Origin of the sequence: Saccharopolyspora flava (assembly GCF_900116135.1) — a bacterium.
Taxonomy (GTDB): Bacteria; Actinomycetota; Actinomycetes; order Mycobacteriales; family Pseudonocardiaceae; genus Saccharopolyspora; species Saccharopolyspora flava.
This window is the reverse complement of record NZ_FOZX01000003.1, coordinates 703,371-727,003: the sequence shown is the minus strand read 5'-3', so window position 1 is coordinate 727,003 and position 23,633 is coordinate 703,371. Positions and strand designations below refer to the sequence as shown.

The 23,633-nt window shown below is 68.7% G+C and carries 21 protein-coding genes and 1 pseudogene; 11 read left to right on the top strand and 11 right to left on the bottom strand.

The window, feature by feature from the left end; genetic code table 11:
- Positions 1-2: 2 nt before the first annotated feature.
- Entirely contained in the window at positions 3-1,259 is a 1,257-nt protein-coding gene (locus BM424_RS13185; RefSeq protein WP_093416807.1) for a nucleotide sugar dehydrogenase, read from the bottom strand.
- Between the two features lie 363 nt (positions 1,260-1,622).
- On the opposite strand from BM424_RS13185, the gene BM424_RS13180 reads away from it, so the two are divergent.
- Both BM424_RS13180 and BM424_RS13175 read left to right on the top strand, forming a co-directional pair.
- Positions 1,623-4,487: an AfsR/SARP family transcriptional regulator gene (locus BM424_RS13180; protein ID WP_139274060.1), complete on the top strand. Its 2,865-nt coding sequence runs from the start codon at positions 1,623-1,625 to the stop codon at positions 4,485-4,487.
- Positions 4,488-4,975: 488 nt separating this feature from the next.
- Positions 4,976-5,440: a cytidine deaminase gene (locus BM424_RS13175; RefSeq protein WP_093416802.1), complete on the top strand. Its 465-nt coding sequence runs from the start codon at positions 4,976-4,978 to the stop codon at positions 5,438-5,440.
- Between the two features lie 26 nt (positions 5,441-5,466).
- Here BM424_RS13175 and BM424_RS13170 read toward each other — a convergent pair whose 3' ends face one another.
- From BM424_RS13170 to BM424_RS13155, 4 genes are all read right to left on the bottom strand, one after another.
- Complete coding sequence (locus BM424_RS13170; protein WP_093416799.1) at positions 5,467-5,667, bottom strand: DUF397 domain-containing protein; 201 nt, start codon at positions 5,665-5,667, stop codon at positions 5,467-5,469.
- Between the two features lie 45 nt (positions 5,668-5,712).
- A complete protein-coding gene (locus BM424_RS13165; protein ID WP_245775809.1) occupies positions 5,713-5,898 on the bottom strand; it encodes a DUF397 domain-containing protein in 186 nt (61 codons plus the stop codon).
- 211 nt (positions 5,899-6,109) lie between these two features.
- Positions 6,110-7,249 (bottom strand): glycerol dehydrogenase, encoded by a 1,140-nt coding sequence (locus BM424_RS13160; RefSeq protein ID WP_093416796.1) that lies wholly within the window; start codon positions 7,247-7,249, stop codon positions 6,110-6,112.
- A gap of 154 nt (positions 7,250-7,403) precedes the next feature.
- Positions 7,404-8,042 (bottom strand): DUF3043 domain-containing protein, encoded by a 639-nt coding sequence (locus tag BM424_RS13155; RefSeq protein WP_093416794.1) that lies wholly within the window; start codon positions 8,040-8,042, stop codon positions 7,404-7,406.
- 210 nt (positions 8,043-8,252) lie between these two features.
- Between BM424_RS13155 and BM424_RS13150 the strand changes: the two genes are divergently transcribed.
- A complete protein-coding gene (locus BM424_RS13150) occupies positions 8,253-8,615 on the top strand; it encodes a HesB/IscA family protein (RefSeq protein ID WP_093416791.1) in 363 nt (120 codons plus the stop codon).
- A 58-nt stretch (positions 8,616-8,673) separates the two neighbouring features.
- Here the strand turns inward: BM424_RS13150 and BM424_RS13145 are convergent, their stop codons facing one another.
- On the bottom strand, positions 8,674-8,889 hold the full coding sequence (locus tag BM424_RS13145) for an RNA-binding S4 domain-containing protein (protein WP_093416789.1): 216 nt from the start codon (positions 8,887-8,889) through the stop codon (positions 8,674-8,676).
- A gap of 146 nt (positions 8,890-9,035) precedes the next feature.
- Here BM424_RS13145 and BM424_RS13140 point away from each other — a divergent pair, with 146 nt between their 5' ends.
- Both BM424_RS13140 and BM424_RS13135 read left to right on the top strand, forming a co-directional pair.
- Positions 9,036-9,968: a carbohydrate kinase family protein gene (locus BM424_RS13140; protein WP_093417090.1), complete on the top strand. Its 933-nt coding sequence runs from the start codon at positions 9,036-9,038 to the stop codon at positions 9,966-9,968.
- Positions 9,969-10,147: 179 nt separating this feature from the next.
- Positions 10,148-11,602 (top strand): alpha-amylase, encoded by a 1,455-nt coding sequence (locus BM424_RS13135; RefSeq protein WP_093416786.1) that lies wholly within the window; start codon positions 10,148-10,150, stop codon positions 11,600-11,602.
- Positions 11,603-11,927: 325 nt separating this feature from the next.
- Here the strand turns inward: BM424_RS13135 and mmuM are convergent, their stop codons facing one another.
- From mmuM to BM424_RS13115, 4 genes are all read right to left on the bottom strand, one after another.
- Positions 11,928-12,821: a homocysteine S-methyltransferase gene (gene mmuM / locus BM424_RS13130; protein WP_093416783.1), complete on the bottom strand. Its 894-nt coding sequence runs from the start codon at positions 12,819-12,821 to the stop codon at positions 11,928-11,930.
- A gap of 80 nt (positions 12,822-12,901) precedes the next feature.
- A complete protein-coding gene (locus BM424_RS13125) occupies positions 12,902-13,798 on the bottom strand; it encodes a sugar ABC transporter permease (protein WP_093416781.1) in 897 nt (298 codons plus the stop codon).
- Positions 13,798-14,715, bottom strand: a complete 918-nt coding sequence (locus BM424_RS13120) for a carbohydrate ABC transporter permease (protein ID WP_093416778.1) — start codon at positions 14,713-14,715, stop codon at positions 13,798-13,800. The genes BM424_RS13125 and BM424_RS13120 overlap by 1 nt, the downstream gene beginning before the upstream one ends.
- A gap of 2 nt (positions 14,716-14,717) precedes the next feature.
- Positions 14,718-15,947 (bottom strand): extracellular solute-binding protein, encoded by a 1,230-nt coding sequence (locus BM424_RS13115; RefSeq protein ID WP_093416776.1) that lies wholly within the window; start codon positions 15,945-15,947, stop codon positions 14,718-14,720.
- Positions 15,948-16,137: 190 nt separating this feature from the next.
- Between BM424_RS13115 and BM424_RS13110 the strand changes: the two genes are divergently transcribed.
- From BM424_RS13110 to BM424_RS13100, 3 genes and pseudogenes are all read left to right on the top strand, one after another.
- Positions 16,138-17,160, top strand: a complete 1,023-nt coding sequence (locus tag BM424_RS13110) for a LacI family DNA-binding transcriptional regulator (protein WP_093416773.1) — start codon at positions 16,138-16,140, stop codon at positions 17,158-17,160.
- Between the two features lie 90 nt (positions 17,161-17,250).
- Positions 17,251-18,807: a glycoside hydrolase family 13 protein gene (locus BM424_RS13105; protein WP_093416771.1), complete on the top strand. Its 1,557-nt coding sequence runs from the start codon at positions 17,251-17,253 to the stop codon at positions 18,805-18,807.
- A gap of 68 nt (positions 18,808-18,875) precedes the next feature.
- Positions 18,876-19,394 (top strand): annotated as a pseudogene (locus tag BM424_RS13100) (M23 family metallopeptidase); the annotation flags it as partial.
- 249 nt (positions 19,395-19,643) lie between these two features.
- On the opposite strand, the gene asnB reads toward BM424_RS13100, so the two are convergent.
- The gene (gene asnB / locus BM424_RS13095; protein WP_093416766.1) at positions 19,644-21,572 is read right to left on the bottom strand and encodes an asparagine synthase (glutamine-hydrolyzing); all 1,929 of its coding nucleotides are present in this window, start codon (positions 21,570-21,572) and stop codon (positions 19,644-19,646) included.
- A gap of 237 nt (positions 21,573-21,809) precedes the next feature.
- Here asnB and ctaC point away from each other — a divergent pair, with 237 nt between their 5' ends.
- The 3 genes from ctaC (at position 21,810) to BM424_RS13080 (ending at position 23,632) form a co-directional block, all read left to right on the top strand.
- Entirely contained in the window at positions 21,810-22,745 is a 936-nt protein-coding gene (gene ctaC, locus BM424_RS13090) for an aa3-type cytochrome oxidase subunit II (RefSeq protein WP_175548063.1), read from the top strand.
- Between the two features lie 42 nt (positions 22,746-22,787).
- Positions 22,788-23,186 (top strand): cytochrome c oxidase subunit 4, encoded by a 399-nt coding sequence (locus BM424_RS13085; RefSeq protein WP_093416763.1) that lies wholly within the window; start codon positions 22,788-22,790, stop codon positions 23,184-23,186.
- Positions 23,187-23,347: 161 nt separating this feature from the next.
- On the top strand, positions 23,348-23,632 hold the full coding sequence (locus BM424_RS13080; RefSeq protein ID WP_093416761.1) for an Lrp/AsnC family transcriptional regulator: 285 nt from the start codon (positions 23,348-23,350) through the stop codon (positions 23,630-23,632).
- Position 23,633 lies beyond the last annotated feature (1 nt).

Sequence of the window (23,633 nt, the reverse complement as noted above, 5' to 3'; positions counted from 1 at the left end):
GGTCAGAGCCGACCATCGGCGATGACGATCGGCGTACCGGTGGAGCAGTCCAACACCGCGGTACCCGGCTCGGCCAGCACCGAGTGGTTGACCGACGAGTGCTTGGTCAACAGCACCACCACGTCGTACCCCGCCGCATCGGGCTTGGGGAGCGACCTCAGTGCCGGCCCGTCCCGCAGCTCCAGTTCCGGCACGAAGGGGTCGTAGTAGGCGACGTCCGCCCCGGCCACCACCAGCGCGTCGATCACCCGGACCGCGCAGGAGTTGCGGATGTCGTTGACGTCCGGCTTGTAGGTCACGCCCACGGCCAGCACCCGGCTGCCGGGCAGCGGACGCAGCCGCAACGCTCCCAACTGCTCCCGGATCGACTCGACGAGTCGGCCCGGGACGGTGTCGTTGACGTCGAGTGCGGCGTCGACGATGTGCGGAAGGAACCCCCGCCTGGTCCCGGTCGCCCGGAAGAACGCCGCGACCACCGGGATGCACGCCCCGCCCGCGCCGATGCCCGGGTTGTGCGGCAGGAACCCGTACGGCTTGGTGGCGGCTGCTTCGATCACCTTCGCGGGATCGACGTCATGCTTGTGGCAGACCTCCGCGAGCTCGTGCGCCAACGCGATGTTGACCAGCCGGAAGGTGTTCTCGAAGGTCTTGACGAATTCCGCGGTTTCGATCCGGTCCACCGGATGAACGTGCCCGAAGACGCTGCGCAGGAACGTCATCGCGGCTTTCGTGCAGGTGGGAGTGAGCCCACCGACCACCCTCGGCACCCCTTCGGCAGGGGTCTGTCGAGCAGGATCGATCCGGTCCGGCGCGTGCGCGATGTGGAAGTCGATCCCCGCGACGAGCTGCGAGTGCTGGGACAGGACCTTGACGATCTGCCGTTCGATCGTCCCCGGTGGGCAGGTGCTGTGCACCAGGACCAGGCTACCGCGCCGCAACGCCCGCCCCACGGACACCGCCGCTGCGCACAGCCACGACGTGTCGATGTGGCCGTCCTCGCGACAGGGACTGGGCACGCTCAGGCAGTAGACCTCGGCGGACGGCAGTTCGCCGTCGCCCTGGACGCGCAGCCGCCCGGATTCGAGCAGCGGCTGCAGATCCTCCCCTCCGGCAGCCCGCGCGCCGGGCCGCTCGATCTCGGCGCGACGTGCGGGTGAGGTCTCGACACCGCACACGCGATAACCCGCTCTGGCCACCGCGGCCGCGAGACTCAGGCCGACGAGCCCCAATCCCACGACCACGACATCAGTCCGGTTCATCTTTCCTCCGAATGCCCCGGCCGTAGAGCTCCCCGACAAGCCCTATCCCCATCGACCGGGTACGCGGACAAGCATCACCCGCGCGTGTCGTCCCGCTGTCGCCGCGCCTGCGCCGCACCCGTAGACGCGCAGGTCGATTCGATGCCGAAACCCATCGCGCGCTCCCTCCGGGGGCGGTGATGGGCGAATTCGCGTTGGTCTCGGGACCATGTCGCCGCGTTGTCGCCGTTCTGTCGCCGTCGAGCTTCCAAAACCACCCGTGAGCAGCAGACTTTCGCCTCGATGGACGTATGAGCGGAGGAACATCCGCGCAACACTGGGTGGCTCGGAAAGTTTGCGGAAGACACGGCACTGGGGGTGCTGGTGACCATCCAGTTCAAGATCCTCGGAACCACCAGCCTGCGCATCAACGGCACCTTCGACGACACCTGGGGAAAACGCCAGGAACGCGGGCTGCTCGGGGTCTTGCTGCTGGAAGCGGGGGAGCGACGCCTCACGCGGGATGAACTCGCCCGCTGGATCTGGGCGGACGACTCGGGCCGACGTCGTCGCAATCTCCAGCAGTTGGTCAGCAGGCTCAAGCGCACCCTCGAGGGGATCGGAGTTCCCGCGGAAGTGCGCACGAGCAAGGCCGGCCACTGGCTGGAGGTCGATCCGGAGAGCGTTGACTTCCACCACTTCCGACGAGCGATCAGGACCGCCGCCGAGGCTGCCGACAGCGGGGCCCACCTGGACGCGATCGGATTGCTCGAGGAAACGCTCGGGATGTGGACGGGAACTCCACTAGCAGACCTGGAAACGGAACCGGCGCGCAACTTCCGGCAGAGCGTGGCCCGCCCCGCGGAAATGGAGGCGAGATTCCGCCTGGTCGACAGCCGACTGGCGTTGGGACAGTTCGCGGACGCTCTCGCGGACATCGACGGTCCGATGGCTGCGGATGGCGTCAACCCTCGGCTCGTCGTGCAGCGGATGCGTGCGCTGGGCGGTCTCGGGCGCGCTACTGAGATCTCGGGCTATTACGTGCACTTCGCTCAGGAATACCGAGAACTAGTCGGGGAGGATGTGCCGGAGTGGGTCCGTCGCGAACATGACGCCCTGCTCGCCTCCGGAACGCCGCAGGTGAGGGTCATGAGCGATGGTCCCGATGATGAGGATGAAATCCCGGTCCTGGGTGATCTCCCCGCCGGCTCGTGGAGCTTTCACGGTCGTGCGGAGTTGCTGGACGATCTCAACGACGCGGCTCGAGAACGTCCGACTGGAGTGATCGCGCTCGATGGAGCGGCCGGGATCGGCAAATCGGCGCTCGCAGTCCACTGGGCCAGGCGAGCGGCCGGTGACCTGGTGGATCGCGTGCTCTACGTCGATCTGCAGGGATACCACGGGAAGAACCCGCTCACGGAGGACGAGATCGTCGGGACCTTGCTCTCGCAGCTCGGTGTTGTTGCCGAGCGGATACCCAGCAAGGACATGCGCGTGCACCGGCTCAGGCAGAAGCTGGCTCGGCGCCGTTACCTCGTCGTCCTCGACGACGCGAAGGACTCGCAGTACGTCAGGCCCCTGTTGCGATTCGTGCGTGAATCCCTGGTTCTGGTCACCAGCCGCAAGAAGCTCCACGGCTTGATACATCTCGACGGAGCTCGATCGTTCGAAGTGCCGCCGCTCGATGCCGCGGAGGTGTTCCGGTGGCTGCGGTCAGAGCTGCACTCGCGGTTCCTCGTCGAGCCGCACGCGGCGAAACGTCTCGTAGACCTGTGCGCGGGCATTCCCCTCGTCGTGCGGATCATCGCTCAACACGCATCGACGCGGTCGCGGCAATCGCTGGCGAGCCTCGCGGAGGAGTTGCACGCCGATCGCCGCGTCCTGCTCCGCCTGGGAGGAAACGACGACGAGGGTGCGACGATTGAGGCGGCGCTGGGGTGTTCTTACCGAGCGCTGACCCCGGCTCAGCAGACGCTCTTCCGGCTGCTCGGGCTCTACCCGGGCAGGGAGTTCGACAGCGGAGCCGCCGAGTCCTTGACGCAGTGGGAACCCACCGAGGTAGGGCAGGCGCTCGACGCGCTGGTGTCGTTGCACCTCGTTGAGCGTTCATCGGACCGCTACGAGATGCACGACTTGATTCGCACTTGTGCGGCGGGTTGGAACAGCGACCGCTCGATCACGGCAGCGGCAACGAGGCGACTCGCCGATTACGTGTTGTGGAGCGGGCTGCGAGCGCGCGAGACGGTCTTTCCCACCAGGAGCGCGCCGCCGCTCGACGGTTTCCGGCCGAGCCCGTGGGCTCGCACGTTCACCGGGGTTGAGGACGCTTTTCGATGGGCCGGGCGGAATCAGTCCGAGCTGTTGGCCGCCGCAGCCGACGCCCGTGACAACGGATTGCATGGTCATTGCTGGCGACTCGCGAACACCGTGTGGGAATTGCTGCGGCTGCCGGGCTGGATGGACGCGGCCAAGCAGCTCCTGACGATGGGTCTGGACTCAGCCCACGAGGACGACGATGCCCGTGCCGTTGCCGGGACGATGGGCAACCTTGGTTCGTGCTTGCTGTGGATGGGAGAGCGAGGCGAGGCCCGCGCGTTGTTGCAGAAGGCGATCCTGATGGCGGGCGACGCGGAGGATCTGGCTGTTCATCATGGTGCGCTGCAAAACTTCGCGCGCTGTGAAGCGGAGTCTCAGAACTACGAGGGCGCCCTCAGCACCTACAACGAGGCCTTGGGCATCGCATCGGCAGCGGGTGACCGATACCGCATCGGGAGCACCAAGCGCCGGATCGCTGAGGTTCAACGTCGTCAGGGCAAGCTCGACGACGCGGCCATGAACTGCAGGGAAGCGATCTTCCACCACGAGAAGGTCGGCGATTCCCAAGGGCAGGCGGATGCTCTGACCGAACTGGCGCTCATCTGCAAGGCCGGTGGTGACTCGACGATGAGCCGGGAGTACGCGCTGCGGGCTCTCCACCTCGGAGAGCTGATGCGCGACAAGGGAACCTGCGGTCGGGCTGCCCTGGTCGTGGCTCAGAGCGCGCTCGACAAAGCCTTCCTCAACGAAGGCTTGAGGTACGGCCGGATCGCGGCGGAACACTGCGAACAGATGCGTGACATCGACGGTGAGATCGGAGCCATCGAAGTGGTGATCACGGTCTTGCAGCGCAAGGGACGCCACGAGGCCGCAGCCGAAGGCCGGAGAAGGCTCAGAGAGCTACGCGCGGACATCGACCCGCTCAGCGCCTGACGTCTCGGCACCTCGCCTCGATCGAGTGCGGTTCGGCACTCGTCATGATCAATGTAGCACTACGTGCTGTACGTGGCCTAACACCACCCGCCGCTTGATGTCACTCGAAAGTGCGTAACATCACCCCTCCCGTGGATGAGTTGGTTGCAGGTTGCGACCGGCGCAAGGCTGAAGGGAGGGGAGTTGTCGCAACGGAGTGAAGAAAACTGGGGCGGAGGCTTGCCGAAGGACGGCTGAAGCTTCCGCCCCAGCTCGCAGGTGCATTCGATCGCCTGCGACAGGGTGACGGCCACCGCCGCACGCCATGCGTGCGGCGGCCGGGCCGGCGTTCGGTTTCCAAGTGCGTGCGCGGCTCTTCTCCGCTGAAAGCGGGTCCACGGGTTCCTGCAGCGTCGTGTTGTGAGCGGGCTTCGCTGTTTGCCTCGTTCGGTTCGTTCGGGTCGAAACCCTGGGCGCGCAACGGCGATCGTCGGCGACGATGTGGGCTCATGCCGTTGGTGGAGGGTAGGCGCGTGGTGGTGCGAGACGAGTTGCTGGCCAGGGCCGTCGACGAGTGCCGGGGGCTCATCGCGCGGCGGTTCCCCGGGGACGCGGAGCGGGGAGCGGCGGCGGTGCTGCTGGACGACGGTGAGGTGCTGACCGGGTCGAGTCCGGATTTCGGCAACGCCGGCGCGTCGCTCTGCCACGAGGTCGAGCCCTGCTGCGCGGCGTTCCGGCTCAACCGGAAGATCGTGGCTTCGGTGTGCCTGCACCGGGCTGAGGACGGGCGCCACCTCGTCCTCAGCCCGTGCGGGATCTGCCGCGAGCGGCTCGCCGACCACGGCCCCGACGTGCTCGTGGCCGTCCCGGGCCCCTCGGACCCGACCGAGCTCCGCTGGGTGTCCTTGAGGGAAGCCCTCCCGCACTACTGGCTCGCAGGCGCCTTCCCGGACGAAGCCCCGGACTGGCGTTGATCCGGCATCGCCACCCGCTCACCTGGTCAGGAGTCGAGTTTTCCGGACTTGAGGGTGGTTAAGAAGGTTCGGAAGGTGTGGGGCTCGAAGGTGAGCGTTCCGTCTTCTGGGGCTTTGGAGTCTCGGACGGCGGTGACGCCAGGGATGTTCAGGGCCAGCTCGACGCACTGGCCGGTATTGCCACTGCGGCTGCTCTTGCACCAGACGGCTCGTGACTGGTCGATCATGGATGACTTCCTCCTTCGCCGAGCCCGGAACGTGAGAGCCCACGGTCAGTGGTCGAACCGGCCATCTTTGACGGCCCTGACGAGCTCGCGAACGTTCACGTTCAACGTCGGGCCGTCCGGATCCTTGGAATCACGAATGCGGTCGAGCGAACGTGTCAGTTCAACGCAGTCGCCGTTGGCGCTGGAGTGGCTGGACTTTAACCAGTGGTCAGTAGTCATGATGGTGTCCATTCTGCGTCGATGACGTTCTTGATCAAAGCGGCCGAATCGACTGAGTCGAGCGCGATGCGGGCGATCTCGTCGATGGCGAACGGTCCGGCCGAACCCGGATGCCACGGGATTCGGTGCTCTCGGACGAGGAGATCCGGGACTTGGAGGTTGGGCTCGCATCGTACTGAGCCGTGGGGCCGGTCGGTACTTGGCGTACCGACCGGCCTTCGCCTCAGTGCTGGGTTGTGTAGGGCTTTGGGGTGGGGAGGTGGGCGTTGTTGCGGATTCTGGTGGCGTGGCGGTCGATCGAGGTGAGGGCTGCTGCGACGTCGTTCGGGGTGACCTCGAAGGGCATCGAGTGGATCGTTTCGCCTTCGGCGGTGGCTGCGGTGGCCACGGCGCGGATCGTGTCCGCGTCGTCGGGGCGGATGCCGACCTCGGTGAGGGTGGTGGGCAGGCCTGCGGCGGTGGTGAACTCGATGAACTCGCGCAGGTCGGACGGGGCGGCGCCCTCCAGGACCAGCTGGGCGACCGAGCCGAGGTTGACCTTCTGACCGTGGGCGAGGCCGTGCGTGGCGGCGACCGAGGTCAGGCCGTTGTGAATCGCGTGAGCCGCCGCCAGGCCGCCCGACTCGAAGCCCAGGCCCGACAGCAGCGTGTTGGCCTCGATGACCTTCTCCACCGCCGGGGTCACCTGCTTGTCGCGGACCGCGTCGATGGCCGGCAGCGCGTTCTCCCACAGCACGTCCCAGCTCAGCTGCGCCAGCGCGGTGCCGGTGACCGTGGGCAGGCCGCCCGCCATCGTCGGTGACCCCGATCTCGACGTGGCGCGGGCCTCCAGCCAGGTCGCCAGGGCGTCGCCGACACCGGCGATCAGGAACTCCGCCGGGGCGTTGGCGACGATCTGCGAATCGACCAGCACCAGATCGGGGTTGCGGGGGAAGAACCGGTACGCCTCGAACTCGCCGTCCTCGGTGTAGATCACCGACAGGGCGCTGCACGGGGCGTCCGTCGAGGCCACCGTCGGCGCGTTCGCCCAGCGCACACCCGCCAGGTGGCCCGCGGCCTTCACCGCGTCGATGGTGCTGCCGCCCCCGACCGCGACCACCACGTCGGCGCCCGACGAGGTGATCTCGCCGACCAGCCGGTCGACCTCCTTCGCGCTCGGGACGCCACCGAAGCCCCGGCGGTCCACCGGCAGGCCCGCTGCGGACAGCGACGCCTCCACGTCGTGGCCGACGAAGCCCCAGACCACGTCGTCGGCGACGACCAGCGGCTTCGAACCGATCTGCGCCACGTGCTCGCCGAGCCGGTGGATCGCTCCCGGGCCCTGCACGTACCGGGCCGGGCTGATCATCGTGCGGATCGTCATGGTCGCCGCTCCTTCGAGGCCGGGGATGAGACCGGCTGAGCGTAGGAGCGGCCGGGGCGCGGTGGTGGGCGGCGCGTGTCTCAACTTGAGACAGGTGAAGCACTGCGGCCCCGCTCACGACGGTGAGCGGGGCCGCAGCGGATGAGGTGCGAGGTCAGCCGAGCTTGGCGATGTCCTTCGGGGTGTAGCGGGGGCGCGGGACCCGCAGCTTGCGGATCTGCATCGCGCGGGTGAAGGCGTACCAGCCCAGGGCGAACGGCCGGTCCTTGTGGTCCGGGAACTTCGCGCGCACCCGCTTGTTGACGTAGCGGCCCAGCAGGCTGCCCTCGATCACCATCATGATCAGCAGGAACAGGCAGAACAGCGTCGCGTACTGCTGGACCAGCATGTTCTGCGCCAGCGTGGTGGCGAACACGATCAGCACCAGCGGCATGAACAGGCCCATCAGGTGCCTGCGGGTGTCCACCAGGTCGCGGACGAAGGCGCGGACCGGGCCCTTGTCGCGCGGCATCAGGTAGCGGTCGTCGCCCTGCATCATGCGCTCGCGGCGCTCGGTGGCGGCCTTGCGGCGCTCCTCCTTGTTGCCCCGGGCGCGCTTGACCGCCTCGCGCTGCGTCATCGGCGGCGGCGGGACCGGGCCGCGCCGCTTGCCCTCGGCCTCGCGCCGCTTCGGCGTGGGCTTGCCCTTCTTGGGGGTGTGATTCTGCGCGCGCTCCTCCGCGGACTGCTCGACGTCGGTCTCGGCGTCCGTGCTGGCGGTCTGCTCTGCGCTGCTGCGGCGAAGGAACCTCACACCCCCAGGTTATGTGACGCGCTCAGCGGGCTTGCAGGAGACCGTCCGGTACGTCCGTGCTCACCACGTCACACCTGATCGGCCCGCGCTTATGCCACCATGTAGGGAGGAGACAAAACCGTCCCCGGGTTCGCCCGCGGGAATACCCCGGATCCGGCCGTGGTTGAACGTCACGCCGGAATCGGAGAGCGAGACCACGAGGGAGTGTCCATGACCGCCCCGAACACCACTGAGACCGAGGCGCCCGCTCACGGTGTCACGCTGACCGACTCTGCTGCCCAGAAGGCCAAGGCCCTGCTGGACCAGGAGGGTCGCGATGACATGCACCTGCGCATCGCCGTCCAGCCGGGTGGCTGCGCCGGTCTGCGCTACCAGCTCTTCTTCGACGAGCGCAGCCTCGACGGCGACGCGCGCCGCGACTTCGAGGGCCTCGGCGTGGTCGTCGACCGGATGAGCGCCCCCTACCTGGAGGGCGCGGTCATCGACTTCGTCGACTCCATCGAGAAGCAGGGCTTCACGATCGACAACCCCAACGCGGGCGGTTCCTGCGCCTGCGGCGACTCGTTCCACTGATCGAGCCTCTTTCCGGCAGCGAGGCCGGCACCCGCTCGGGTGCCGGCCTCGCTGCTGTTCAGGCCGTGCTGACGACGCGGACGACCTCGTCGTCGAGCACGATCTCGTCGCCGTCGACGAGCTGACGGCCGCGGCGAGTCTCCACCGCCCCGTTGACCCTGACCAGGCCTTCCTCCAGCACGTCCTTGGCCTCGGCGCCGTGCTCGACCAGCCCGGACAGCTTCAGCAGCTGCCCCAGCCGGATCATGTCGTCGGAGATCTCCACATCGCGCATGCCCTCCATTGTCTGCCGCGCCCGCGTGGGCAGGGGGACGGACCTCGGCGCGAGCGCTACGGTTGACCCTTCCGTCACCTTCCGTAGTGAAATGGAGGCGCGCTGTGTCCGTCGCAGTGACCGGCAGCATCGCCAGCGACCACCTGATGCACTTCCCGGGCAGGTTCACCGACCAGTTGGTCGCCGACAACCTGCAGCAGGTCTCCTTGAGCTTCCTCGTCGACGACCTGGTGGTGCGGCGCGGCGGCGCTGCGGCCAACATCGCGTTCGCGCTCGGAGTGCTCGGCAGGCGGCCGGTGCTGGTGGGGGCCGTGGGCGAGGACTTCGCGGACTACCGCTCGTGGCTGGAGCGCCACGGCGTGAACTGCGACGGCGTGCACGTCTCCGAGTGCGCCCACACCGCGCGGTTCGTGTGCACCACGGACCAGGCCTTCAACCAGATCGCCTCGTTCTACGCCGGGGCTATGGCCGAGGCGCGCAACATCGAGCTCGCCCCGGTCGTCGCCGAGCACGACATCGACCTGGTGCTGATCAGCCCGAACGACCCGAAGGCCATGCTGCGGCACGCCGACGAGTGCAGGCAGCGCGGTTACCGCTTCGCCAGCGACCCGTCGCAGCAGCTCGCGCGGCTCAGCGGCGAGGAGATCCGGCGGATGGTCACCGGTGCCGACTACCTGTTCACCAACCACTACGAGTGGGGCCTGCTGCTGCAGAAGACCGGCTGGAGCGAGGACGACGTGCGCGGCGAGGTCGGCGTCCGCATCACCACGCTCGGCGCCGACGGGGCCGAGATCGTCGACCGGGACGGGCAGCGGCTCGAGGTGCCGGCGGTTCCGGAGGTGGCGCGGGCCGACCCGACGGGCGTCGGGGACGGGTTCCGCGCCGGGTTCCTCGCGGCCGTCGAGGCGGGGCTGTCGCTGGAGCGGGCCGCGCAGCTGGGCTCGCTGATCGCGGTGCACGTCCTGGAGGTCACCGGCACCCAGGAGTGGTCGCTCGACCACGGCCGGGCGCGCAAGCGCTTCGCCGAGACCTACGGGGAGGGCGCGGCCGCCGAAGTCGGGGCCGTGCTGCCGCTGTAGTCGCGGACCGGGTGGGTCCGGTGATACCGCGCGACCTTGATCACGAATTTCCTTGCAAGAATTTGCGAAGTGTTAGTGCTGGTAAATTGCCGGTTCCTTCGGCGTATTGACTTTACCGGCGCAAGAAAATGTGATCGTAGACGTTTGCCTCACCGCTCGACGACGCGAAGGAGAACGTCATGCGATTACCGGCGATAGTGCTGGCCGCGGCCGCGGTCGGCACCGCCCTGGTCCCCGCCGCGTTCGGTCAGGCGCCGGCACCGGCCCCCGCCCCGGCGGCCGCTCCGGTGGCCGGACCGATCGTCCAGATGTTCCAGTGGAACTGGGACTCGATCGCCGGCGAGTGCACGAGCTTCCTCGGCCCGAAGGGCTACGGCGCGGTCCAGGTCTCGCCGCCGCAGGAGCACATCGTGCTGCCCGAGGCCGGTCACCCCTGGTACCAGGACTACCAGCCGGTCAGCTACCAGATCGAGAGCCGCCGCGGGAACCGCGAGCAGTTCGCCAACATGGTCAAGACCTGCAACGACGCCGGCGTGCAGATCTACGCCGACGCCGTGGTCAACCACATGGCCGGGTCCGACGGCGACCACCCGGGCAGCGCGGGATCGGAGTTCACCAAGTACGACTACCCGGGCACCTACTCCGACGCCGACTTCCACGACTGCCGCCGCGACATCGCCAACTACGAGGACAAGTGGGAGGTCCGCAACTGCGAGCTCGTCGGTCTCTCCGACCTCAAGACCGAGAGCGACTACGTGCGCCAGCGTGAGACCGCCTACCTCAACGACCTGATCAGCCTGGGCGTGTCGGGCTTCCGGGTCGACGGGGTCAAGCACATGCCGCCGGAGGACGTCGGCGCGATCTTCGGCGGGCTCAACACCGTTCCCGGAACCGGGCAGAAGCCCTACGTGTTCCAGGAGGTCATCGCCGACTCCACCACCACGGCGGGGGAGTACACCGGCAACGGCGACGTCACCGAGTTCGCCTACCACGGCAAGGTCAGCGACGCCTTCAAGAACGGTTCGCTCGCGCAGCTGGCGAACCTGGGCGACTCGATGACCCTGCCCAGCGAGCAGGCCGTGGTGTTCATCGACAACCACGACACCCAGCGCAGCACGCCGACTTTGACCTACAAGGACGGCGCGGCCTACGACCTGGGCGTGGCGTTCGAGCTGGCCTACCCCTACGGCACGCCGCAGCTGATCTCCGGCTACGCCTTCGACAACTCCGACCAGGGCCCGCCCGCGGAGACCGACGGCACGACCAAGGCCGCGAACTGCGACGACCAGGCGTGGGTGTGCGAGCACCGGCACCCGATGATCGCCGGGATGGCCGGGTTCCACGGCGCGGTCGCCGGCACCGGTCTCAGCGACTGGTGGGACAACGGCGGCGGTCAGATCGCGTTCGGCCGTCAGGACAAGGGCTTCGTGGTGATCAACCGGGAGGGCGGCGAGCTGTCGCAGACCTTCCAGACCTCGCTGCCGGCGGGCAGCTACTGCGACGTCATGTCCGGTGAGCTCGCCGACGGTGCCTGCACCGGCCAGACGATCGAGGTCGGCGACGACGGCAAGTTCACCGCCACCGTCGCCCCTGACTCGGGCGTGGCCCTCCACGCCGGAGCCAAGCTCGGCTGAGCCCGTCGCCTCCCTCGGGTGGTGGGGAAGTTTTCATGAAAACCTCCCCACCCCTCGGGAACGACAGTTTTCATGAAAACTTCCCTCCCCCTGAGGACGGGAGACCGTCATCTCGACGTCTCCACCTCGGGGGAGGGACAGTTTTCATGAAAACCTCCCGACTCGTGGGGGAGGACAGTTTTCATGAAAACTTCCCCGTCCCTGGGGTCGGGAGTCCGTCGGGTCGACGTCTTCCGCCTCGGGGGTGGGGGCGTTTTCGTGTGAGTGTCGTGGTCTTTGGAGGGGACAGTTTTCATGAAAACTGTCGTTTTCCAGGGGGAGCGGGTCAGGATTCTGGGTCGAGGAGGGTTTCCGCTACCGCGGTGATGTCTTCCGGGCGGACTCGGCAGCAGCCGCCGACGAGCATGGCGCCCGCGTCGCGCCAGCGTCGGGCTTGGCGCGGGGAGAGGCGGGCGTCCCCGGTCCAGGCGTGGTGCTCGGCGTCCCAGCCCTCGCCGCTGTTCGGGTAGGCCACGAGGGGTTTTCCCGTTGCGGCGCGCGCGATTTCGAGCGCGGGCAGGACGTCCTCGGGGTCCGAGCAGTTGATGCCGATCGCGCTGATCGCATCGGACTCGGCCAGCGCGAACGCCTCCGACAGCGGCTGGCCGCCGCGCGTGCGGTCGCCCTCGACGGTGAACGACAACCACGCCGGGACGCCCAGGCCCTCCACGGCCTCGACCAGCACCTCGGCCTCGGAGACCTCCGGAACGGTCTCCAGAGCGAGGATGTCCGGGGCGGCGCTGACCAGCGTCTCCAGCCGGGGCAGGTGGAACTCGCGCAGCTGCTGCTTGGTCAGGCCGTAGTCGCCGCGATATTCGGAACCGTCGGCCAGCGTCGCGCCGTAGGGGCCGACGGAGGCGGCGACCCACCGGCGCTCGCCCGGCTCGACCTCACCGGCCAGCCGGGCCAGCTCGACGCTGCGGCGCATCAGCCGCTCCGCCGCCGAGCGGTCCAGGCCGCGCTCGGCGAAGCCCTCGAACGACGCCTGGTAGCTGGCGGTGGTGGCCACGTCGGCGCCCGCCCGGTAGAACGCGGCGTGCGCGGCGACGATCTCCTCCGGAGCATCGGTCAGCAGGCGGGCCGACCACAGCGCGTCGGCGAGCTCGTGCCCCATCGCCTCCAACTCCGTGGCCAACCCGCCGTCGAGCACCAACGGCCGATCGAGCCTGAATTCCACCATGCCGTCCAGCGTAGTGGTGTCGCGGAACGGTGACCCCTCCGAAACCCGGCGTGGGGCGTTCGAATCTCGCGGGGATGTCGCTAGCCCTTCACGCTGCCCGCCGCCAGCCCCGACACCAGGAAGCGCTGGACCGCGTAGAACACGATCACCGCGGGGACCGCCACCAGCACCGACGCCGCCGCGAGATGGCCCCACTCGGCCCGGTTCTGCTGCACGAACACCTGCAACCCCACCGCGAGGGTCTTCGACTCGTCGGCCGCCGACAGGAACGCCGAGGCGAACGCGACCTCGCTCCAGGCCACGATGAACGAGTAGAACCCGGTCACCGCCAGTCCGGGCCGCGCCAGCGGCAGCACCAGCCGCCAGAACACGCCCCACGGCGAGAGCCCGTCGACCCGGCCGGCCTCGTCGATGTCGGCCGGGATGCCGTCGAAGTAGCCCTTGAGCATGAACGTGCAGAACGGGATCGCGGTGCTGCAGTAGACCAGCACCAGCCCGAGTGAACTGCCCTGCAACCCCAGCGCGAGCAGGATGTTGTACAGCGGCACGATCAGCACCGCGAACGGGAACATCTGCACGACCAGGAACGACAGCAGCATCCAGTGCCTGCCCGGGAACCGGAACCGGCTCAGCGCGTAGGCGGTGCTCGCCGCCAGCAGCACGCCCAGCACCGTGGTCAGCGCCGCGATGAGCACCGAGTTGCCGAACCACGTCAGGAACGAGCCCTTCGCACCGGTGAGCACGTCGACGTAGTTGTCCAGGCTGGAGTCGTTGAGCAGCGACGGCGTCGCCTCGATCGCCTTCGCGTCCGGCTTGAACGACACCACCACGACCCAGAACACCGGGAACACCGCGATCAGCGACGCGACGATCAGCGCGCCGTGCAACCCGATGCTCGCCCACGCCGAACGCCGTCCCCGGCCCCGAGGCCGGGTCGTGGCCGAGGACGCCCGCAGGGACGCCGCGTCGATGCTCATCAAAGCTCCTCTCCTTGCCGCGCCATCGCGCGGCGGTAGATCGCGGCGAAGACCAGCAGCACCGACAGGATCAGCACGCCGTAGGTGGAGGCGATGGCGTAATCCCTGGTGGCGCCGGAGAAGAACCGCTCGAAGGCGTAGGTCACCAGAATCCGGGTGTGCGGGTTGTTGCCGGTGATCAGGTAGATGACCGGGAACATGTTGAACGTCCAGATCACCCCGAGCAGCACCACGCTGCTCGACACCGGCCGCAGTCCCGGCAGCGTCACGTGCACGAACCGCTGCCAGGGCGTGGCGCCGTCCATCTCGGCGGCCTCGTGCAGGTCCGGCGGGATGGCCTGCAGCCCGCCGAGCAGGGCCACCATCATGAACGGCACGCCCAGCCACACGTTGACCGCGATCACCGACACCAGCGCCAGGTCGGACTGCCCGAGCCAGATCTGCCCGGGCAGCCCCAGCGACTCCAGCACCCAGTTGACCAGGCCGTAGTCGGCGTTGAGCAGGTACCGCCAGGCGAAGGCGCTGATGAACACCGGCACCGCCCACGGCAGGATCAGCAGCACCCGGTACAGCCCGCGCCCGCGCATCCGGCGGTTGAGCAGCATCGCCAGGCCCAGCCCGATGCCGTAGTGGCAGGCCACGCACGCGAACGTCCAGATCGCGGTGCGCGCCAGCGTCGACCAGAACGACCCGAACGCCGCCGAGCCCGACAGCACGTTGAGGTAGTTGTCCCAGCCGACGAACGAGTACCGCGCCTCCCGGTCCAGCACCGGGTTGGCGATGGTGGTGTCGTTGATGTCGGTGAACCCGAAATACACGCCTTGCAGCAGCGGCAGCACGACCAGCAGCGCGAGGACCGCGATCACCGGCAGCACCATCGCGTAGCCGAACCAGTACCGGGCGAGGAAGTTCCGCATGATCAGCGCTTCGCGTAGTCGGTGAGGATCGTGGACTGGTAGGTCTGGGCGAGCTCGTCGAGCGCGGCCTGAGCGGGTTTGCGGCCGGAGAGCACGTCGCCGTAGGCGGTCTGCAGCGGTTCGAGGAGTTCGGCGTTCTGCGGGATCCACGCCCGCGAGTGCGTGCTGGCGGCCAGCGGGCGGAACGCGGTGACGATCGGGTTCGCCGCCACCGCAGGGTCGCCGTAGGCGGACTTGCGGGTGGGCAGCAGGCCCAGCTCGGCGGCGACCTCGGCCTGGTTGGCGGTGCTGCTCATGCAGGACACGAACTTCCGGGAGGCCTCGGTGGCGTCGCTGCCCTGCCGGATCACGTAGTCGTGCCCGCCGACCGGCGACGGGGTGGCCGAGCCGGGAACCGGGGCGATGCCGAGGTTGGCGGGGTCGGCGAACTCGGGGGAGGAGGTGAACTCCGAGACGGCCCACGGCCCGTCGATGACCATCGCGGTCTCGCCGGTGGTGAACGCGGTCTTCATGCTGGTGTAGGAGTTGGGCTGGTCCAGCGAGGTGCGCGCGGCCTTGGCGTCGAGCAGGTCCTTGGCGACCTGCACGCCGCGCACCGTCTCGGGGGAGTTGACGGTGATCATCCGCGCGTCGGGGTTCACCAGGTCGCCGCCGTGGGTGTAGATGAACGGCAGCGCGTAGTACTCGTCGTTGTTGAGGAACAGCGCGTTCTCGCCGCCCAGCTTCGGGGCGATGGCCTTGAGCTCGTCCCAGCTCTGCGGCGGTGCCACGCCGGCGTCCCGCAGCGCGCGCTTGTTGTAGAACAGCGCGAGCGCGTCGGTGACCTGCGGGACCGCGTAGGTCTTGCCCTCGAACCGCGTCGATTCCAGCGTGTTCGGCAGGTAGTCGGCGGTGTCGGTGGCCAGCGGCGTGCCGGAGAGGTCCTGGACGAGCCCGGCCTGGGCGAGTTGCGCGACCCAGCCGACGTCGGCGCGCAGCACGTCGGGTCCCTGGCCGCCCTGGGCGGCGGTCTTGTAGTTGTTCAGGGCCTGGTCGAAGGCGACCGTCTCCACGCGCACCCGGTAGCCGCCGGTGCGGCCGCACTCCCGGGCGATCTCGCCGAACACCGCGCTCTCGGCGGAGCCGCTGGTGTCCCAGTACACGACCTCGTTCGCGTCACCGGCCGATCCGCCGCACCCGGCCAAGGTGAGGGTGGCGACCAGGGCGGCGGTGACCGTGGTCTTGGGTCTCATGTCCAGACCTCCTCGTGCAAATTTTTGCGAGCGTCCGGCGTTAGATTGCATACCTGGAATGTGACGGTCGTCAAGGTGTTCGAGCAGAAATGGACAGCATTGCGGCAACCGGTAACGGAAGGTGATTGCAAATTCTTGCTCCGCCGTGCAGGATCGTGTCACGAACATCGGCAGCGGAGGGAGTCCGGCGTTGGCGGGTCTGGCCGAGATCGCGGAAGCGGCCGGGGTGAGCGTGTCCACGGTGAGCCGCGTGCTCAACCGCAAGTCCGGCATCGCCGAGGAGACCCGGCAGCGCGTGCTCGACGTGGTCAACCAGCTGCCGCACACCGCGCGGGGCGTCGGCGCGCTGCGGCGCACCGGGGTCATCGGCCTGCTGGTGCCGGAGCTGTCCAACCCGGTGTTCCCGGCCTTCGCCGAAGCGCTGGAAAGCCGTGCCGCGCAAGCGGGTTACGCCTCGCTGCTGTGCAACACCCGGGCCGCGATGAGCGAGCGCGAGTACGTCCAGATGCTCCAGGCGCGCGGCGTCGAGGGGATGATCTTCGTGTCGCCGGAGATCGCCAACCCGGACACCGACGAGCGCCGCACCCGCGGCTACTACGAGAAGCTGGGGCGCGAGGGCGTCCGGATGGTGTTCGTCAACGGCGGCGCCCCGAGTCTGGACGTCCCGGACATCACCGTCGACGAGCACCTGGCCGGGCACGCAGCGGCCCGGCACCTGCTGGAGCTGGGGCACCGGCGGATCGGCTTCGTCAGCGGTCCGTCGCGCGCGCTGCCCTCCCGTCTCAAGCGCGCGGGCTGGGCGGCGGCGCTGGAGGAGGCGGGCGTGGAGCCCGCCGCCGACCTCGTCGCGCACGGCGGGTTCTCCGCCGAAGGCGGCGCGGAGGCGATGGCCCGGCTGCTCGACGGGCCGGCGCCCACGGCGGTGCTGTGCTCGTCGGACGTGATGGCGCTGGGGGCGATGGGGGAGGCCAAGCGGCGCGGCCTGACCACCCCGGAGGACATCTCGGTGGTCGGGTTCGACGACATCCCGATGGCCGCCTACTGCCAGCCCGCGCTGACGACCCTGGCCCAGCCGATCCGCGACATGGCCGCGGCGGCCGTCGACGAGCTGCTGCGGCAGCTCGACCCCGACGGTGCTGAGCGCGGCTCGACGAGCTTCAGCCGGTTGTTCCGCCCGAACCTCATCGTGCGGGAGTCCACCCGGGGGCTGTGAGGACAGTTTTAGCCAGAACTGTCCATGATCAAAGTCCCTTTTGTCCGGTCAATTATGGCTAAAACTGTCCTGCTCCAGGAGGGAAGCACGATGGCTTGGTGGCGTGATGCCGTGGTGTACCAGATCTACGTGCGCAGCTTCGCCGATTCCGACGGCGACGGCATCGGCGACCTCGCCGGCGTCCGCCAACGGCTGCCGCACCTCGTGGACCTCGGGGTCGACGCGATCTGGCTGACCCCCTTCTACCCATCGCCGATGGCCGACGGCGGCTACGACGTCGCCGACCACTGCGGCGTGGACCCGCTGTTCGGCGACCTCGGCGACTTCGACGCCCTGCTGGCCGAGGCGCACGACGCCGGGCTGCGGGTGCTCGTCGACATCGTCCCCAACCACACCTCCGACCGGCACCCGTGGTTCGCCGAGGCCGTGGCCGCCGAACCCGGCTCGGCCGAGCGCGACCGCTACCTGATCCGCGACGGGCGCGGCGACGGACCGCCCAACGACTGGGAGTCCATCTTCGGCGGACCCGCCTGGACCCGGCTGCCCGACGGTCAGTGGTACCTGCACCTGTTCGCCCCCGAGCAGCCCGACCTGAACTGGCGGAACCCGCAGGTGCGCGCCGACTTCCGCAAGGTCCTCGCGTTCTGGCTGGACCGCGGCGTCGACGGGTTCCGCATCGACGTCGCCCACGGCATGATCAAGCACCCCGACCTGCCCGACACCGGGATGCACGAGCAGATCTCCCTGCTGGGACGCGGCGAGCTGCCCTACTTCGACCAGGACGAGGTGCACGAGATCTACCGCGACTGGCGAGCGCTGTTCGACTCCTACCCGGGCGGCCGGATCGGCGTCGCCGAGGCGTGGGCCTCGACCCAGGAGCGGCTGGCCCGCTACGTCCGGCCCGACGAGCTGCACCAGGCGTTCAACTTCGCGCTGCTGGAAGCGCCCTGGTCGGCGGCCGAGTTCCGGCAGGTCATCACCGAGTCGCTGGCCACCACCGCCCAGGTCGGCGCGACCACGACCTGGGTGCTGGGCAACCACGACGTCCAGCGGCCGGTGACCCGCTACGGCGACGGCGAGACCGGCCTGGCCCGCGCCCGGGCGGCCGCGCTGCTCAGCTTCGCGCTGCCCGGCTCGGTCTACGTCTACCAGGGCGAGGAGTTGGGACTTCCCGAGGTGCTGGAGCTGCCCGACGAGGTCCGCCAGGACCCGATCTGGACCCGCTCCGGCGGCACCGACGTCGGCCGCGACGGCTGCCGCGTGCCGCTGCCCTGGTCCGGCGACGAGCCCCCGTTCGGCTTCGGCCCCGGCGGGAGCTGGCTGCCCGCGCCCCGGGAGTGGGCGGACTCGACGGTCGAGGTCCAAGGCGCGGAGCCGGACTCGGTGCTGCGGCTCTACCGCGACGCCCTCGCGCGCCGCCGCGAGCTGCCTGCGCTCGGCGACGGCGAGCTGACCTGGCTGGACGCCCCCGACGGCGTGCTGGCGTTCCGCCGCGAACCGGGCTTCACCTGCGCCACCAACCTCGGCGACGCCCCGGTCGCGCTGGACCTGCCCGGTGAGCTGCTGATGAGCAGCGACGGGCTCGCCGCGTGGACCGGTGAGCTGGCGCCGAACACCACGATCTGGCTGGAAAACCGGGAAAGGTGAACGCCGCGTGGGTCTATTTCCGCCCAACTGAACGTGGTCACATGTGAATCACCAACAACACGGAGGTGATTCGCATGATGCGACGATTAGGCACGACCGCAGCAGCGGCGGCCCTGTCCGCCGTCGCCGTGGTCGGTTTCCAGGCGCCGGCCTCGGCCGCGCCGAACTTCCAGGTGCCCTTCAAGTGCGGCGTCGAGGTCACGGCCGCCACGTTCAGCGGGCACAGCCCGGCCAACTCGGTCGACTTCCAGCGCGACGGCATCACCGGCATGGCCGTCCTCGCCTCGGCGGGCGGGACCGTGACCCGGTCGGAGAACGAGGGCGACACCAGCTACGGCCGCTGGATCGAGCTCGACCACGGCAACGGCTGGCGCACCCGCTACGCCCACCTGTCCAGCCAGGGCGTCTCCGTCGGGGAGAAGGTCTCGGCGGGCGCCAAGATCGGCGAAGCCGGCGCCACCGGCGGCGTCACCGGCCCCCACCTGCACTACGAGCAGATCCTCGACGGAGCCGACCGCAAGGTCGTCCTCGACGGCAAGGCCGTCCCCTACTACGGCCACACCCCGTTCACCAGCAAGAACAACTGCTGACCCCAGTGCGATCGTTTCGGTCGGCCGGGATGTCGACGTCGGGCGCAGCCACCTCGGCTTCGTACGTTCGGCGAGCGGTTTCGTACGCTTCGGCCGCACCCGGCTCGGCCATGCGGTCCGCGCGGATCTTCTCCCACGATTCGTGGTTCATGGGATGAAGCTAGAGTTCGCCGACTTTTCACGATCAGGCGACACGACAACGGCCGGTCCTCCTCGGGTGAGGGGACCGGCCGTTGTGGGTTCGGGTCAGAGGCGCACGGGGTAGTGCGGCTCGGGGACCTCGGGGGAGAGGCGGCCCTCGATGAAGATGGCGTGCCAGAGCATGAACACCAGCAGGGCCCACAGGCGGCGGCTGTGGTCGAGGACGCCGGAGCGGTGCTCCTCCAGCAGCTGCAGGATCGCGCGGCGGTCCAGCAGGTGATCGGTCTGCGACTGCTGGATGATGTTGCGCGCCCAGTCGTGCATCTCGTCCTTGAGCCAGTGCCGGATCGGCACCGGGAAGCCCAGCTTGCGCCGGTTGAGCACGTGCGCCGGGACGACCTGGTACATCGCCTGCCGCAGCGCGTACTTGGTGGTCTCGCTCGTGATCTTCTGCTCCAGCGGCACCGTGCTGGCCACCCGGAAGACCTCCGGGTCCAGGAACGGCACCCGCAGCTCCAGCGAGTTGGCCATCGTCATCTTGTCGGCCTTGACCAGGATGTCGCCGCGCAGCCAGGTGAACAGGTCCACGTGCTGCATCCGGGTCACCGGGTCCCAGTTCTTCGACAGGGAGTACGGGGCGCCGGTGACGTCCTTGTGCGACACGCCCGGGTCGAACGCGCGCATGATGTTGCGCAGCTGGTCGTCGCGGAAGATCCGCGCGTTGCCGTAGTAGCGCTCCTCCAGGTCCAGCGCGCCGCGACGCAGCAGGTCCTTGCCGCGCACGCCCTCCGGGATCCGGGTGGAGACCTTGCCCATCGCCTTGCGCAGCGCGCCCGGCACCTTCTCGAACGGCGCCAGCGACAGCGGCTCGCGGTAGATCGTGTAGCCGCCGAACAGCTCGTCGGCGCCCTCGCCGGAGAGCACCACCTTCACGTGCTGGCGGGCCTCGCGGGCGATGAACCACAGCGGGACCAGCGCCGGGTCGGCCACCGGGTCGTCGAGGTACCAGGTGATCAGCGGCAGCGCCTCCATCATCTCCTGCGGGGAGACGGTGCGGACCACGTGCTTGACCCCGATCGCCGCGGCCGACTCGGCGGCCACGTCCACCTCCGAGTAGCCCTGCCGCTCGAAACCGGTGGTGAAGGTGATCAGGTTCGGGTTGTGCTCCTTGGCCAGCGCCGCGATCGCGGTGGAGTCGATGCCGCCGGACAGGAACGAGCCGACCGTGACGTCGGCGCGCATGTGCTTGGCGACCGAGTCGCGCATCACATCGACGATCTCGTTCTGCAGCCGCCGCACGTCGGCGTCGGTGTTGGCCGGGCGCGGCCGGAAGTTCGGCTGGAAGTACCGCTCGGTCACCACCTGGCCGCCGGGCGAGACGGTGAACGAGGTGCCGGACTCGACGCGGCGGATCTGCCGGTGCAGCGACTCGGGCTCCGGCACGTACTGCAGCACGAAGTAGTGCTGCATCGCCTTGTGGTCGAGCTCCTCGCTGATCTTCAGCGTGCTGGCCAGGCTGAGCAGGCTCTTCTTCTCGCTGGCGAAGGCCGTGCCGCCGGGGCCGGTGGCGAAGAACAGCGGCTTGATGCCGAACGGGTCGCGGGCGCCGTAGACGACCTTGCGCTCGCTGTCCCAGATCATGAACGCGAACATGCCGCGCAGCCGGCCGACCGAGTGCGGCCCCATGTAGTGGTAGGCCGCGACGATGACCTCGGTGTCGCCGTCGGTGCCGAAGCGGGCGCCGTACTGCTCGATGAGCTCGGCGCGCAGCTCCAGGTAGTTGTAGATCTCACCGTTGAAGGTGATGGTGTACCGCTGCGGGTTCTCCGGCGGACCCCAGGTCAGCGGCTGGTGGGAGTGCTCCAGGTCGATGATCGACAGGCGGTTGAAGCCGAGGACGACCTCACCGCCCTGCCAGGTGTCGCTCTCGTCCGGGCCCCGGTGGCGTTGACACGGCAGCGCGTTGGCCACGGCGTTCACGCTGTAACCGGCAGTTTCTTCGGTGGGACAGATGAGTCCAAGCAGGCCGCACACGCGTCTCGTGCACCTCTCCGAGTCGGGGGGAAAAGGCTGCGTCCAGTATGCAGAACCTTCGCTCGCGCGCTGCACGCGCGTGCTGAGGGTGCGATCAACGCCCCCGGAGCAGTATCGCGGCTACACCTGGGCTAGGCTCTGCCCAGGATTCCGGCGGCGGATCCGCGGTCGCCTGCGGGCGAGCGGGGGTCCAACCCAAGCCGCTTCGGTGAGTTTTGCACGAGGAGGCGTCGCGCAGTGGGCCTGAAGGAGGGGACCCGAGTGCCACGGCTGGTCAAGGTCGCTGGTCTGATCGGCCTGGTTGGTGTCGCGGCCACTGGCTGCACGACCGACGAGGTCCTGCGGTTCGGATGGCCACAGGGTGTCACCCCGCAGGCCGAGGCGATGCGGAACCTGTGGACCTGGTCGGTCATCGCAGCACTCGCGGTCGGTGTGTTGGTGTGGGGGCTGATCTTCTGGTCGGTCGCCTTCCACCGCAAGAAGAAGGACGACGAGCTGCCGCGGCAGTTCCAGTACAACCTGCCGCTCGAGCTCATCTACACGGCGATTCCGTTCGTGCTGGTGGTCGTGCTCTTCTACTTCACGGCGGTCACCCAGAACACGGTCCTGGCCAAGCCGGCCAACCCGGACCAGAACGTGAACGTGGTCGCGTTCCAGTGGAACTGGGAGTTCAACTACCCGGACTACAAGACGCCGGACGGGCAGCCGGTGCGCACCGTCGGCAGCAGCAGCGAGATCCCGCTGCTGGTCGTGCCGGTCGGCGAGCGCGTCGAGTACAACATCCGGTCCACCGACGTCATCCACTCGTTCTTCGTGCCGGAGTGGCACTTCAAGCGGGACACCTTCCCGTACCCGGAGAAGAACAACCAGGACAACGTCTTCCAGAACACCGTGGAGCGCGAAGGTTCGTTCGTGGGCCGGTGCGCCGAGCTGTGCGGCACCTACCACTCGATGATGAACTTCGAGGTCCGCGCGCTGTCGAAGGACAAGTTCGACCGGTACATGCAGCTGCGCACGCAGGTGAACCCGCGGACGCGTCAGCCGTACACCGCGGCCGAGGCGCTCGGCGAGATGAACTGCGGTGAGCTGTGCACGCCGCACGCGGTGACCGGTGTTCCGTTCAACACCGATCGCACCGGTGGTCAGCCCTCCGGCATCGGGACGAACAGCTAGGGGTGCCCTCGACGGGGCGTACGGCGTGAGAGCGAGGACTCCATGAAGGTCGAAGCGAAGATCTTCAACATCATCACCGTTTTCTTCTTCCTGTCCGCAGTGGTCTACGGGCTCTGGGCCAAGGAGCCGGTGGGCACCGTGGCGCTGATCCTGGTCGGCGGTCTGTCCCTGATCATCGGCAGCTACCTGTCCTTCGTGGCTCGCCGGATCGAGGACCGCCCCGAGGACAACCCGGACGCGGAGATCAGCGACGGTGCCGGCGAGCTGGGCTTCTTCAGCCCGGGCAGCTACTGGCCGGTCGGCCTGGCCGCAGGCGCGGCGTTCGCGGGCATCGCCCTGGCGTTCTTCCACGTCTGGATGATCGTGCTCGCGGTCGGCTTCCTGCTGATCATGGTCGCGGGCCTGGTGTTCGAGTACCACACCGGCCAGAGCAGCCACTGACGCGAAGTACTGCGCGAAGAGGCCCCTCGGTTCCGACCGAGGGGCCTCTTCGCGTTCAGCGGTCATCGGGGGCGGGGGAGGAGAACGCGGCTCCGCCGGGTGCTTCGGCACGGCCTAGGATTCGTCCGTCGAACCATCACGCTGCCGGGAGGACGTTCCTCGTGATCACCGCGATCGTGCTGATCAAGACCGCCGCCGACCGCCTCGCCGAGGCGGCTCAGGAGATCGCCGACCTCGACGGTGTGGACGAGGTGTACTCCTGCGCCGGGGACGTCGACCTCATCGCCATGCTCCGGGTCGCCAAGCACGAGGACCTGGCCGACATCGTCCCCGGCAAGATCAACAAGGTGGCGGGCGTCGAGGACACCGACACCCACATCGCCTTCCGCTCCTACTCCCGCAGGGACACCGAGGCCGCGTTCTCCATCGGCCTCGAGGAGGAGTGAG

What these genes read in the sequence shown, in the direction of transcription:
- BM424_RS13185 (WP_093416807.1), bottom strand. Translation starts at nt 1,259, where the DNA reads ATGAACCGGACTGATGTCGTGGTCGTGGGATTGGGGCTCGTCGGCCTG.
- BM424_RS13175 (WP_093416802.1), top strand. Translation starts at nt 4,976, where the DNA reads ATGCCGTTGGTGGAGGGTAGGCGCGTGGTGGTGCGAGACGAGTTGCTG.
- BM424_RS13170 (WP_093416799.1), bottom strand. Translation starts at nt 5,667, where the DNA reads ATGATCGACCAGTCACGAGCCGTCTGGTGCAAGAGCAGCCGCAGTGGC.
- BM424_RS13165 (WP_245775809.1), bottom strand. Translation starts at nt 5,898, where the DNA reads ATGGACACCATCATGACTACTGACCACTGGTTAAAGTCCAGCCACTCC.
- BM424_RS13160 (WP_093416796.1), bottom strand. Translation starts at nt 7,249, where the DNA reads ATGACGATCCGCACGATGATCAGCCCGGCCCGGTACGTGCAGGGCCCG.
- BM424_RS13150 (WP_093416791.1), top strand. Translation starts at nt 8,253, where the DNA reads ATGACCGCCCCGAACACCACTGAGACCGAGGCGCCCGCTCACGGTGTC.
- BM424_RS13145 (WP_093416789.1), bottom strand. Translation starts at nt 8,889, where the DNA reads ATGCGCGATGTGGAGATCTCCGACGACATGATCCGGCTGGGGCAGCTG.
- BM424_RS13140 (WP_093417090.1), top strand. Translation starts at nt 9,036, where the DNA reads ATGCACTTCCCGGGCAGGTTCACCGACCAGTTGGTCGCCGACAACCTG.
- BM424_RS13135 (WP_093416786.1), top strand. Translation starts at nt 10,148, where the DNA reads ATGCGATTACCGGCGATAGTGCTGGCCGCGGCCGCGGTCGGCACCGCC.
- mmuM (WP_093416783.1), bottom strand. Translation starts at nt 12,821, where the DNA reads ATGGTGGAATTCAGGCTCGATCGGCCGTTGGTGCTCGACGGCGGGTTG.
- BM424_RS13125 (WP_093416781.1), bottom strand. Translation starts at nt 13,798, where the DNA reads ATGAGCATCGACGCGGCGTCCCTGCGGGCGTCCTCGGCCACGACCCGG.
- BM424_RS13120 (WP_093416778.1), bottom strand. Translation starts at nt 14,715, where the DNA reads ATGCGGAACTTCCTCGCCCGGTACTGGTTCGGCTACGCGATGGTGCTG.
- BM424_RS13115 (WP_093416776.1), bottom strand. Translation starts at nt 15,947, where the DNA reads ATGAGACCCAAGACCACGGTCACCGCCGCCCTGGTCGCCACCCTCACC.
- BM424_RS13105 (WP_093416771.1), top strand. Translation starts at nt 17,251, where the DNA reads ATGGCTTGGTGGCGTGATGCCGTGGTGTACCAGATCTACGTGCGCAGC.
- BM424_RS13085 (WP_093416763.1), top strand. Translation starts at nt 22,788, where the DNA reads ATGAAGGTCGAAGCGAAGATCTTCAACATCATCACCGTTTTCTTCTTC.